This is a genomic window from Flavobacterium frigidimaris, from assembly GCF_002217275.1.
Classification (GTDB): Bacteria; Bacteroidota; Bacteroidia; order Flavobacteriales; family Flavobacteriaceae; genus Flavobacterium; species Flavobacterium aquidurense.
The window spans coordinates 1-12,725 of sequence record NZ_MUGV01000032.1 but is presented as its reverse complement, the minus strand read 5'-3'; the positions used below and the strand labels follow the sequence as shown (position 1 = coordinate 12,725).

The 12,725-nt window shown below is 35.6% G+C and carries 10 protein-coding genes and 1 tRNA gene; 10 read left to right on the top strand and 1 reads right to left on the bottom strand.

Features of this window, described 5'->3' with window-relative positions; genetic code table 11:
- Positions 1-353: 353 nt before the first annotated feature.
- The 6 genes from B0A65_RS17760 (at position 354) to B0A65_RS17735 (ending at position 8,183) form a co-directional block, all read left to right on the top strand.
- Positions 354-1,901 (top strand): alpha-N-arabinofuranosidase, encoded by a 1,548-nt coding sequence (locus B0A65_RS17760; protein ID WP_074660033.1) that lies wholly within the window; start codon positions 354-356, stop codon positions 1,899-1,901.
- 306 nt (positions 1,902-2,207) lie between these two features.
- Entirely contained in the window at positions 2,208-3,899 is a 1,692-nt protein-coding gene (locus B0A65_RS17755; RefSeq protein WP_074660032.1) for a ribulokinase, read from the top strand.
- Positions 3,883-4,584: an L-ribulose-5-phosphate 4-epimerase gene (locus B0A65_RS17750; protein ID WP_026982501.1), complete on the top strand. Its 702-nt coding sequence runs from the start codon at positions 3,883-3,885 to the stop codon at positions 4,582-4,584. Before B0A65_RS17755 ends, B0A65_RS17750 begins: the two co-directional genes overlap by 17 nt.
- A 91-nt stretch (positions 4,585-4,675) precedes the next feature.
- Positions 4,676-6,184, top strand: coding sequence for an L-arabinose isomerase (gene araA / locus B0A65_RS17745; RefSeq protein ID WP_074660031.1), 1,509 nt, complete (start codon positions 4,676-4,678; stop codon positions 6,182-6,184).
- 140 nt (positions 6,185-6,324) lie between these two features.
- Positions 6,325-7,509, top strand: coding sequence for an aldose epimerase family protein (locus tag B0A65_RS17740; protein ID WP_074660030.1), 1,185 nt, complete (start codon positions 6,325-6,327; stop codon positions 7,507-7,509).
- 212 nt (positions 7,510-7,721) lie between these two features.
- Entirely contained in the window at positions 7,722-8,183 is a 462-nt protein-coding gene (locus B0A65_RS17735) for an OsmC family protein (RefSeq protein WP_074660029.1), read from the top strand.
- 136 nt (positions 8,184-8,319) lie between these two features.
- On the opposite strand, the gene B0A65_RS17730 is transcribed toward B0A65_RS17735, so the two are convergent.
- Positions 8,320-8,399, bottom strand: a tRNA-Leu gene (locus B0A65_RS17730).
- A gap of 300 nt (positions 8,400-8,699) precedes the next feature.
- Between B0A65_RS17730 and B0A65_RS17725 the strand changes: the two genes are divergently transcribed.
- The 4 genes from B0A65_RS17725 (at position 8,700) to B0A65_RS17710 (ending at position 12,418) form a co-directional block, all read left to right on the top strand.
- The gene (locus B0A65_RS17725) at positions 8,700-9,641 is read left to right on the top strand and encodes a ribose-phosphate pyrophosphokinase (RefSeq protein WP_074660028.1); all 942 of its coding nucleotides are present in this window, start codon (positions 8,700-8,702) and stop codon (positions 9,639-9,641) included.
- 97 nt (positions 9,642-9,738) lie between these two features.
- Positions 9,739-10,350: a 50S ribosomal protein L25/general stress protein Ctc gene (locus tag B0A65_RS17720; protein ID WP_074660027.1), complete on the top strand. Its 612-nt coding sequence runs from the start codon at positions 9,739-9,741 to the stop codon at positions 10,348-10,350.
- A gap of 643 nt (positions 10,351-10,993) precedes the next feature.
- Positions 10,994-11,668, top strand: coding sequence for an aminoacyl-tRNA hydrolase (gene pth, locus B0A65_RS17715; protein WP_074660026.1), 675 nt, complete (start codon positions 10,994-10,996; stop codon positions 11,666-11,668).
- 138 nt (positions 11,669-11,806) lie between these two features.
- On the top strand, positions 11,807-12,418 hold the full coding sequence (locus B0A65_RS17710) for a superoxide dismutase (RefSeq protein WP_074660025.1): 612 nt from the start codon (positions 11,807-11,809) through the stop codon (positions 12,416-12,418).
- Positions 12,419-12,725: the final 307 nt, after the last annotated feature.

Sequence of the window (12,725 nt, the reverse complement as noted above, 5' to 3'; positions counted from 1 at the left end):
TACTATTTTTCTTTTTAAAGAATTCAAAATTAAATGTTTTAAGAAATTTTTCGCCCCGCTTTTTTTGTTAAAAAATCTCCTTTTTAATACAAAAGATATATTTTACTCAAATAATTTTCGTAAAAGATCCATTATTTCAAATAAAACAACCGGTTTCGTAAATTTATTTAACATTTAAATTATGCTTTTCGTTTTTTTAATGTATTTTATATGTGAAATTAATTTGTTTTTAAGGTTTTTTTTTAATTAAATTTACAAATGTAAGTTTAACACTTTTCAAAAATTAATAGTAATGATTTATTGTGGCTAAAATTACCAATCATAGATAGCAGTATAATTTTAAAAAGAATAGTATGAAAAAAGCACTTTTAATCGCATTTCTTATTGCCATTTGCAATCAGTTTGGTTTTGCTCAGGGCGGAACTACAGTGGTTGTGATAAAAAACAATGCCGATGCGCCAACGATTAATAAAAATATCTACGGCCATTTTGCGGAGCATTTAGGACGTTGTATTTATGGCGGTTTTTTTGTGGGCGATACTTCAAAAATTCCTACTACAAATGGAGTTCGAAATGATATTATAAAGGCTTTAAAAGAATTAAAAATTCCAAATTTAAGATGGCCGGGAGGTTGTTTTGCCGATACTTATCATTGGAAAGATGGTGTTGGGCCTAAAGAACAAAGACCAACCATCGTAAACACATGGTGGGGAGGAGTGACTGAAGATAATAGCTTTGGAACACATGATTTTTTAAATATGTGTGAACTTTTGGGAGCAGAACCCTACTTGTCCGGAAATGTTGGAAGCGGAACTGTACAGGAATTATCAGACTGGGTACAATATGCCAACTTTAGTGGTAAAAGCCCAATGAGTGATTTGCGTAAAAAAAACGGGAGAACAGAACCGTGGAAAGTTAAATTCTGGGGAATCGGAAATGAAGCCTGGGGTTGTGGCGGGAATATGACGGCCGAATATTATGCCGGCGAATACCGAAAATTTGCCACTTTTATGTCGGACTGGGAAAACACAGGCGGGATTACACGTATCGCGTCCGGATCAAATAGTGCCGATTACAACTGGACCGAAGTTTTAATGAAAAATATTCCATTGAAAATGTTAGGCGGAATTGGTGTGCATCATTATGCAGTAATTAACTGGTCTAAAAAAAGTGATGCCGTAAATTTTTCAGAAGAAGATTATTTCAAGACAATGAAGTCGGCATTAAAAATGGAAGAGCTTGTTACTAAACATAGTGCCATTATGGATAAATACGATCCTAAAAAAACCGTAGCGATGATGGTTGACGAATGGGGCGGCTGGTATGACGTTGAAAAAGGAACAAACCCTGGATTTCTATATCAGCAAAATACAATGCGAGATGCCGTTTTGGCCGGTGCCACTCTTAATATTTTTAATAATCACGCAGACAGAGTACGTATGGCAAACCTGGCGCAATGTGTTAACGTTTTGCAGGCTGTGATTCTTACTGATAAAGCCAAAATGATTACAACGCCCACGTATCATGTTATGAAAATGTATAGCGTGCATCAGGATGCTAAATTATTGCCGGTAAGTTTTCAGTCGCCAATGTATACGTTTAATGGAGAAACCATTCCAGCTGTTTCGGTTTCAGCATCAAAAGATAACAATGGACTGGTTCATATTTCATTAGTAAATGTCGATGCAAAAAGTAAAAACAAAATAGAAATTGATATAAATGATCTTGGTAGTAAAGCCTTCACGGGAACTATTATCACATCAACAAAATTGCAGGATTACAATTCATTCGATAGTCCAAATAAAATTATTCCAACAGTTTTTAAAGGCTTTGAAAATAAAAAAGGAAAGCTTGAAATTACTATTCCTCCATTCTCAGTAGTGGTTTTAGAAGGAAAATAGAACTATTTTATTTGAAATAATTCAATTAAGGAAAAGAATTTAAAGGATTAAAAGACATCGAATTTTAATTAAGGCAATATAAATCAATACAATGTGATACTATTCTTTAATCAATATTTGAGGTTTTAGGTAGATTAATCGCAAAAAAATAAATGTAAAATCGACATTTATTTCTGGTTTCGACGCTGAACGCCTGTTTTGATGCATTATTTGCAAAAATCCAGAAGCACATTATAGTTAAGTGTTTTTTATACACTTATAAAATATTTATAATTATATTTGTCGTCATTAAAAAATGAATTTAGAATGAAGAATTACGTTATAGGATTGGACTACGGAACAGATTCTGTTCGGGCGGTGCTTATCGATACTGAAAATGGGCAGGAATTGGCATCAAATGTTTCTCATTACAAAAGATGGAAAAACAAACAATATTGTGACGCATCAATAAATCAGTTTCGTCAACACCCTTTAGATCATATCGAAGGGTTGGAAATTACAATTCAAACCGTTATAAAAGAAAGTAAAGTAGATCCTTCGCAAGTGCGCGGTATCTGTATTGATACTACAGGATCTTCTCCGGTGCCGGTTACGAAAGAGGGAATTCCTTTGGCTTTGACAAAAGGTTTTGAGGAGAATCCAAATGCGATGATGGTATTATGGAAAGATCATACTTCGATTAACGAAGCAAACGAAATCAACGAATTGGCAGTAAGCTGGGGCGGAGAAAACGTAACAAAATATGTAGGCGGAATTTATTCATCAGAATGGTTTTGGGCAAAAATTCTGCACATTGCAAGAGAAGATGAAGCCGTTCGAAATGCAGCGCATACCTGGATGGAGCACTGTGATTTAATGACATATTTGTTAATTGATAATAAAGATTTAAAATCATTTAAAAGAAGCCGCTGTGCAGCGGGACACAAAGCCATGTGGCATACAGACTGGAACGGACTTCCACCAGTTGAATTCTTAGAAAAACTGCATCCATATTTAGCCCAACTTCGTGGTAATTTATATGATGAAACTTATACTTCTGATTTAGTTGCCGGAAATTTAAGTAAAGAATGGGCAGATCGTTTAGGACTTTCAACAGATACAGTTATCGCTGTTGGAACTTTTGACGCGCACTCTGGAGCAGTTGGAGCCAAAATTGGCGAAAACACTTTAGTACGCGTTATGGGAACTTCAACCTGTGATATTTTGGTAGGTTCTTATGATGAAGTTGGAACAAAAACGGTTCGCGGAATCTGCGGACAAGTTGACGGATCTGTAATTCCGGGCTTTATTGGTTTAGAAGCTGGACAATCTGCTTTTGGTGATTTGTTGGCCTGGTACAAAGAACTTTTAATGTGGCCGACAGAGCATTTATTGACTTCTTCAACAGTTTTAAATGATACTCAAAAAGAACAATTAAGGGAAGAATTCAGCGATAAATTAATTGTGGAATTGACAAAAGAAGCAGAGAAAATACCGGTTTCTGAAAGTCTTCCAATTGCTTTGGACTGGATCAACGGAAGAAGAACTCCCGATGCCAATCAGGAAGTAAAAAGCGCGATATCCAATTTATCTTTAGGGACAAAAGCACCACATATTTTCAAAGCTTTGGTAAACGCAATTTGTTTTGGAGCGAAAAAAATCGTGGATCGTTTTGAAGAAGAAGGAGTGAAAATTGACAGCGTTATCGGAATTGGAGGCGTTGCCCGTAAATCGCCTTTTATCATGCAGACTTTGGCAAATGTTTTAAACAAGCCAATTAAAATTGCAGCTTCAGATCAGACTCCGGCTTTAGGAGCAGCGATTTACGCAGCAGTTGCAGCCGGAATTTATCCAAACGTAATTGAGGCAAGCCAAAAAATAGGAAGTGATTTTGATGGAGAATATTTCCCTCAATTAGACAAAGTAGCAGCGTATAACAAATTGTTAATCGCCTACGATCAATTAAGTGCTTTTGAAGATCCAACTATAAAAACAGCGAAACATGAGTTCTCTTTATAAAGATTTAAAACAAGAATGCTACGAAGCCAACATGCAGTTAAATGCACTGAATTTGGTAGTATACACTTTTGGGAATGTAAGCGCAGTTGATAGAAAAAACGGTGTTTTTGCTATCAAGCCAAGCGGCGTTCCGTATGAAGATTTAAAACCGGAAGACATTGTTATTGTCGATTTTGACAACAATGTAATTGAAGGAACCATGCGTCCGTCATCTGACACAAAAACACACGCATACTTATATAAAAACTGGCCAAATATCGGAGGCGTTGCACATACACACGCAACCTATTCGGTAGCCTGGGCACAATCGCAGCAAGATATTCCGATTTTTGGAACAACACATGCAGACCATTTAACAGCTGATATTCCTTGCGCACCGCCAATGGCAGATTCGCTTATCGAAGGAAACTACGAACACAATACGGGAATTCAGATTTTGGATTGTTTCAAAGAAAAAAATCTTTCTTATGAAGAAGTAGAAATGATTTTGATCGGAAATCACGGACCGTTTGCCTGGGGAAAAAATGCAGCAAAAGCGGTTTATAATAGTAAGGTTTTAGAAGTCGTAGCCGAAATGGCGTACCTGACTTTACAAATAAATCCGAACGCACCAAGATTAAAAGATTCCCTAATAAAGAAACATTACAACCGCAAGCACGGAAAAGATTCATATTACGGACAATAATTTAAGATAAAAGAAGAAAGAATAAAGAGCAAAGATTTTAAGCAATTCAAAACTTGAAACCTGAAACTTGAAACAAAATAAACAAAACAACATGATTGATATATCTCAAAAAGAAGTATGGTTTGTAGTAGGAAGCCAGGAATTATACGGTGAAGAAACTTTAAGAAAAGTTGCGGAGCATTCTCAAATAATTGCAAAAGGATTAGATGCATCATCTAGTTTACCAGTAAAAGTGGTTTATAAAGATGTGGTAAAATCACCTTCTCAAATTTTAGATGTGTGTTTGGCGGCAAATTCGGCTAAAAACTGTATCGGAATTATTGCCTGGATGCACACTTTTTCGCCAGCTAAAATGTGGATTGGCGGACTAAGCATTCTGAAAAAACCGTTATGTCATTTACATACACAATACAATGCTGAAATTCCGTGGGGAACTATCGATATGGATTTCATGAACCTAAATCAATCAGCACACGGAGATCGTGAATTTGGTTTTATCATGTCAAGAATGCGCAAAAAACGTAAAGTGGTTGTGGGACATTGGGAAGACCAAAGAGTTCAGAAAAAATTAGGTATCTGGACGAGAGTAGCTTTGGGTTGGGATGAACTTCAAAACTTAAAAGTGGCTCGTATTGGAGACAATATGCGTGAAGTTGCCGTAACGGAAGGAGACAAAGTTGAGGCTCAAATTCGTTTCGGAATGTCAGTTAACGGATTTGATTCTTCAGATGTTACCAAATATATTGAGAAAGTTACAGACAAAGAATTAAATGATTTATTGGCGGTTTACGAGGCTTCTTATACTTTGACTGATGCTTTAAAAGAAGGCGGAGCGCAAAGAAGTTCATTAGCGGAAGCGGCAAAAATTGAATTAGGGTTAAGAGCTTTCCTTGAAGAAGGAGGTTTTGGCGCTTTTACAGATACGTTTGAAAATCTTGGGGTTTGGAAACAATTACCTGGAATTGCAACACAAAGATTGATGGCTGATGGTTACGGTTTTGGTGGAGAAGGAGACTGGAAAACAGCTGCAATGGTTCGTGCCTTAAAAGTAATGAACGTGGGTCTTGAAGGAGGAACTTCTTTCATGGAAGATTATACATATCACTTTACACCTCAAAAATCATATGTTTTAGGATCACATATGTTGGAAATTTGTCCATCAATTGCAGATGCAAAACCTTCTTGTGAAGTGCATCCGTTAGGAATTGGAGGAAAAGAAGATCCTGCTCGTTTGGTATTTAATTCGCCTGCCGGAGATGCAATCAACGTTTCTTTGGTAGATATGGGAACTCGTTTCCGTTTAATCGTAAACGAAGTAGAAGCTATTAAACCAATGGCAGATTTACCAAAATTACCAGTTGCAAGAGTTTTATGGGATTGTAAACCAAACCTTGATATCGCAGCTACGGCATGGATTTTGGCTGGAGGAGCGCATCACACCGTTTACAGCCAGGCCATTACAACAGAATACATGGAAGATTTTGCGGATATAGCCGGAATCGAATTGTTAGTAATTGACGAAAAAACGACCGTAAGAGAGTTTAAAGATAAGATCAATGCCAATGAAGCGTATTATCATTTGTTTCAAAATGGCCTTTAAGGCAGTAAAATGTAATTTGTAAGATGTAAAATGTGAAAAAACTCAAAAAGGTAATTTTTACATTTATAAAATGATTAATTTTCACGTCTAACATTTTACTTCTAACATTTAACTTTTTACAAACCAAAAAATTATCATTTATGAATGTATTAAAACGTTGCGTTTTCGGGGTGGGCCTTCTAAGTTTGACGGCAATTTCAGTTCAATGCAAAAACGATAAAAAAATGGATGCCACAACAGTTTCTTCAGATGAAAAAGCTTCAGTTACAATCGAAAAATCAGAATACGGAACAACTGCTAAAGGAGAAAAAGTAGACAGTTATAAATTGAAAAACCAAAACGGGATGGAAGTAGACATCATCACTTTTGGTGGAAGAATTACAGATTTAAAAGTACCGAATAAAGACGGTGTTTCTGAAAATGTGGTAATCGGATTTAATTCTTTAGCACAATACGAAAAAGAAAATCCATTCTTTGGCGCTTTGATCGGAAGATACGGAAACCGAATTGCGAAAGGAAAATTCACTTTAGACGAAAAAGAATATTCATTAGCAATTAACAATGCTCCAAATGCTTTGCACGGTGGACCGCAAGGTTTCTTTAACGTGGTTTGGAAAGCGGATGAAGCAAAATCTGGAGATACCGCAATTTTAAAATTATCTTATTTAAGTAAAGATATGGAAGAAGGGTATCCTGGAAATTTGAAAGTTTTTGTAACGTATACATTGACAAATGATAATCAACTAGAAGTTTTATACGAAGCAACTACTGATAAGAAAACAGTGGTGAATTTAACGCAGCATTCTTATTTCAATTTATCCGGAGATTTCACAAAAACAATCTTAGATCACGAATTGACTTTGAATGCCGATAAATTGGTTCCGGTTGATGCCACTTTAATTCCGACAGGAAAATTGGATGATGTTGCCAATACGCCTTTCGATTTCAGAACACCAAAATTAATTGGAAAAGACATCGAAGCTAAAAACGAACAATTAGAAAGAGGTAAAGGTTACGATCATTGTTGGGTGCTGAACAATCCTGAAAAAGGAAAAACAATCATTGCAAAAGTATACCACGCAGCAAGCGGAAGAGTTTTAGAAGTAACAACAGACGAACCTGGAATTCAGTTTTACTCTGGAAATTTCCTTGACGGAACTTTGCCAAATCCTAAAGGCGGAATATACGTACACAGAACAGGTTTATGTTTAGAAACAGAACATTATCCTGATTCTCCAAATCAGAAAAACTTCCCAACAACGGTTTTAAACCCGGGAGAAAATTATAAAACTAAAACTACTTTTAAATTTTCTGTAAAAAAATAGTTTTGGAATTATGTTAATTAGTTAGTAATTCTCTAAGAAACCTCGAAAGTAGTCCTTTCGAGGTTTTTTTATGAGAGACTGGAAAGAAATTGCTCGCAAAGACGCAAAGGCGCAAAGTTTTTTTAGCTTTGTTTATAAACTTTGCGACTTTGCGATTAATTTATCAGCTACTTTTAAAACTCTTAATTTCGCAATAGAAAAATTTAGGTAAAATGAAACATCTATTCAAAGCAGAAGCAAATTGGACTTCAAATAAAATTCAGGAAGATTCAACGAAGAGAATTTACAATAAAAGTCATCAAATTATAATTGAAGGAAAGCCTGTTTTAAATGTTTCGGCAGCAAAAGCTTTCAAAGGCGATCCCGAATTATATAATCCAGAAGATTTGCTTTTAAGCAGTTTGGTTTCCTGTCATATGATGTCCTATTTATATGTATGCTCTCAAAACGGAATAGAAGTTCTTGAATATTCAGATAATGCCAAAGCAACGCTTGAAGTTGCTATAGATGGAAGCGGGCGTTTTGTTGAGGTATTATTAAAACCTAAAGTAAAAATTTTAAATTCAGATAAAAAGGAGTTAGCATTGGAGCTTCATAAGAAAGCAAATCAATTATGTTTTATTGCTAATTCCTGTAATTTTCCTGTTTTGCATGAGGCGAGTTGTGAGGTTTGAATTTTAATATAGCCCACGGTTTCAACCGTGGGGACACAATACAATCACGATCTCTATCCAAAAGTTGAAACCTTGGGCTGTAATAAATACAAATGTTATAAAACCAAAAAAACCTCTTCTTTCGAAGAGGTTTTTGTACCCGGAGCCGGAGTCGAACCGGCACGGTTTCCCACAGGTGTTTGAGACCAGCGCGTCTACCAATTCCGCCATCCGGGCTTAGCAGACGAAAAAACAACTAATAAATCAGTTATTTTAACGCAATAGAATAAGTAATTATGAGGTCATAACTGTGCTTATTCCTTTAACACGGTGCAAATGTAAAAAATAAAATTAAATGTTCTACTAAAAATACTTAAATTTTTCCTTTCAGTGTCCAATAAATTTTCTAAATTTGCACCTCGTTAAAACGACGCACACACAACTAACTACACCCGAGGCATTTATACAAGTTTTGTTTTACCAAAAAAGTCAAGCCAAATTGTACGGAGCGCAGCGGAGCAAAAACAACAAATTATAATGTCGCACCTAGAACCAGAAGCTAAAATTTTTGCTTGTTCACAAAGTGTCTATCTTGCAGAAAAAATTGCCGAACAATACGGAATTCCGTTAGGCAAAGTAACGATGTCAACGTATAGTGATGGAGAATTTCAACCATCTTACGAAGAATCAATAAGAGGATTACGCGTTTTTATCGTGTGTTCAACTTTTCCATCTGCTGATAATTTGATGGAATTGTTACTAATGATCGATGCAGCAAAACGCGCATCTGCAAGACATATTACAGCTGTTATGCCATATTTTGGTTGGGCAAGACAGGATAGAAAAGACAAACCAAGAGTTCCGATTGGAGCAAAGTTAGTAGCTAATTTATTAACTGCTGCAGGAGCAACAAGAATCATGACAATGGATTTGCACGCAGATCAAATTCAGGGATTCTTTGAAAAACCAGTAGATCATTTATTTGCATCTACAATCTTTTTGCCTTACGTGCAGAGTTTAAATTTAGAAAATTTAACCATTGCATCACCAGATATGGGAGGTTCAAAAAGAGCATATGCATACTCTAAGTTTTTAGAATCAGATGTAGTAATCTGTTATAAACAAAGAAAAGCAGCCAACGTTATCGACACTATGGAACTAATTGGTGAAGTAAAAGGTCGTAACGTAATATTAGTAGACGACATGATCGATACAGGTGGAACATTAGCAAAAGCTGCCGATTTAATGATCGAAAAAGGAGCATTAAGCGTTAGAGCAATTTGTACACACGCTATTTTATCGGGTGGTGCTTACGAAAAAATTGAAAACTCAAAATTGAGCGAATTAATAGTTACCGATTCAATTCCGTTAAAGAAAGAATCAAAGAAAATCAGAGTAGTGAGTTGTGCACCTCTTTTTGCCGAAGTTATGCACATGGTGCACCACAACAATTCCATCAGTGGAAAATTCATAATGTAATAAGCAGTAAGCTTTATTACTAAGTGAAGAAAAGCCTAAAGCCTATGGCTTAAAGCTTATAGCAATGTATATTTATTAATAACTATATTTTTTTACAATGAAATCGATTACAATTAAAGGATCAGAAAGAGAAAGCGTGGGCAAAGTGTCAACTAAAGCCTTACGTAATGCTGGAGCGGTTCCTTGCGTGTTATACGGAGGAAATCAGGCAGTACACTTCTCAGCAGACGCTGCAGCGTTCAAAAACTTGGTTTACACTCCAAACGCACACACAGTTGTGATTGAGCTTGGAAAAGGAAAATCATTCAATGCAATTTTGCAAGACATTCAGGTTCACCCGGTATCTGACAAAATTTTACACATTGACTTCTTTCAATTATTTGATGACAAAGAAATCACTATGGAAGTTCCAGTAAAAATTGTTGGTACATCTAAAGGTGTTCTTGCAGGTGGTGTTTTACGTTTAAACACTCGTAAATTAAAAGTTAAAGCTTTACCTAAAGATCTTCCTGATTTTGTTGAAGCTGACATTACTCCACTTGAAATGGGTAACAAATTATACGTTACTAAAGTAGGTCAACCAGAATACAAAGTTATGCACCCAGAGAACACTGTTGTTGCTCAGGTAAGAATTTCTCGTGCTGCTATGAAAGCTGCTCAAGAAGCTGCAAAAGCTGCAAAAGCTCCTGCAAAAGGAAAGAAAAAATAATTTTTTTCAAATCAATACAAAAAGCATCAATCGAAAGATTGGTGCTTTTTTTTTGTTTTTAAAGGTTCTGAGTTGCTAAGGTGCTGAGGTTCTAAGGAAAGGCTCAAAGGTACAAAGGTTCATAGGTGCAAAGGGCTTTTTGGTGCTCTCAAACTAAAGGGAAACTATGCAAATAAATCCGTGTCATACGCGTTCCATTCTTAGCGCACCTTGCGTAAAACCATCGCGAACTTTGCGGTTAGATGTAATTATCTAATTGACACATTTTCTAATTATCTAATTTTCAAATTTTTTAGAAGCAGAAGCTTCAGGGTTTTCAAGACGTAACCTTCCTGCCATCCGCTATATCTTTTCCTGGCTAAAGAAGCCAGAAAAAGGATACCGCTGCTGTCAGGGCTAGCAAGATCGATTCATTTCTATAAGAAAGAGGTTCAAAGGTGCAAAGAGACAAAGGCGCAAAGTAAATCTGCGTCATCCGCGTCCCGTTCTTAGTGTACCTTGCGTAACTCCTTGCGAACTTTGCGGTTAAGATTAAATTATCTAATTGCCACATTTTCTAATTATCTAATTGGCGAGTTGACACATTCTCTAATTATCTAATCAACCAATTGCCACATTCCCTAATTAAGTTTATTTTTGCATTATGATAAAATGGATAACAAAACTGTTTTCATCAACACAAAAAGAAGAGAACACAGATAATAGGAAACCGGAGGTTCACGAACACCCAAAAAACAATATAGAAAGCGTGAGTAAAAAATATTTAATCGTAGGACTAGGTAATATTGGAGCCGAATATGTAAATACAAGACACAACATCGGATTTAAAGTCCTGGATTTCTTAGCCAAAAAAGAAAGTCTTTCTTTCGAAACCGTGAAGTTAGGAGCGCTTGCCGAATATAAATTTAAAGGAAGAACCTTTTTTCTGCTTAAGCCTAATACCTACATGAATTTAAGCGGTAAAGCTGTAAAATACTGGATGGATAAAGAAAATATTCCTTTAGAGAATATTTTAGTTATTACAGATGATTTAAACTTATCTTTCGGAACCATCAGAATCAAACCAAAAGGCAGTGACGGTGGTCATAACGGACTAAAAAACATCAACCTTGTTTTAAACACCCAACAATATACCCGTTTCAGATTTGGTATTAGCGATCAGTTTAAAAAAGGCCAACAAATTGACTACGTTTTAGGCGATTGGGACGAAGAAGAAAAAGCAAAATTACCGGAACGTTTAGAAGTTTCTTCAGAAATTATTAAGACATTCGGAACTGCCGGATTAGAAAATACCATGACCACTTTTAACGGAAAATAAAGATTTACAACTATTTACACGTTAAAAAAGCAATTTATCAATTAATTAAATTCAATTATAACAAAATAGTATTTTCTATTCCAAAGTTAAATGTTTAAATTTGGATAAATTATTATAAACCATAAAAATCATAATATCATGGCTTTTGAACTACCACAATTACCTTATGCATATGACGCATTAGAACCACATATTGATGCACGCACAATGGAGATTCACCATACTAAGCATCATAATGCATATACTACAAATCTTAACGCGGCTATTGCTGGTACAGATTTAGAAGGAAAAACAATCGAAAACATCTTAATTAACTTAGATAAATCAAACGCTGCAGTTCGTAACAATGGTGGAGGTTTCTACAACCACAATTTATTCTGGACTGTAATGTCTCCAGATGGAGGCGGATTACCAACAGGTGATTTATTAGCAGCAATTGAATCTTCTTTTGGAACTTTTGAAGAATTTAAAGCAAAATTTGCTAAAGCCGGAGCTACACAATTCGGTTCAGGATGGGCTTGGTTAACAGTGCAAAAAGGAGGAAAATTAGAAGTTGTAGGTACTCCAAATCAAGATAATCCATTGATGCCAGAAGTTGCTGGTAACGGTGGAACTCCAATCTTAGGAATGGATGTTTGGGAGCACGCTTACTACTTAAACTACCAAAACAGAAGACCAGATTATATCGAAGCTTTTTTCAGTGTAATTAACTGGACAGAAGTGGCAAGAAGATACGCTTTAGATAAATAGTCTTTTTAAGATAATAGACAAAGAGTAAAGAAAAAAGACGGATGGCTTGATAGCTATCCGTCTTTTTTTATTTATATATTTAAAAAATATGCGCAACAATCTTTATTCTTTGCTCTTTATTCTATTCTCTTTCCCCTAGAAATAAAAATAAAAAAGGCGGAATCTCTTCCGCCTTTTTTGCCCCAAATCTACCATAAACTTAACCTACTAATGTTATGGTTCAGTAAATGTATGGCAGTTATATTTATATAAAAAACTTTTTAGACGAATGGCAAATATATCCGATTAAGTAAAGAGTAAAGAGTAA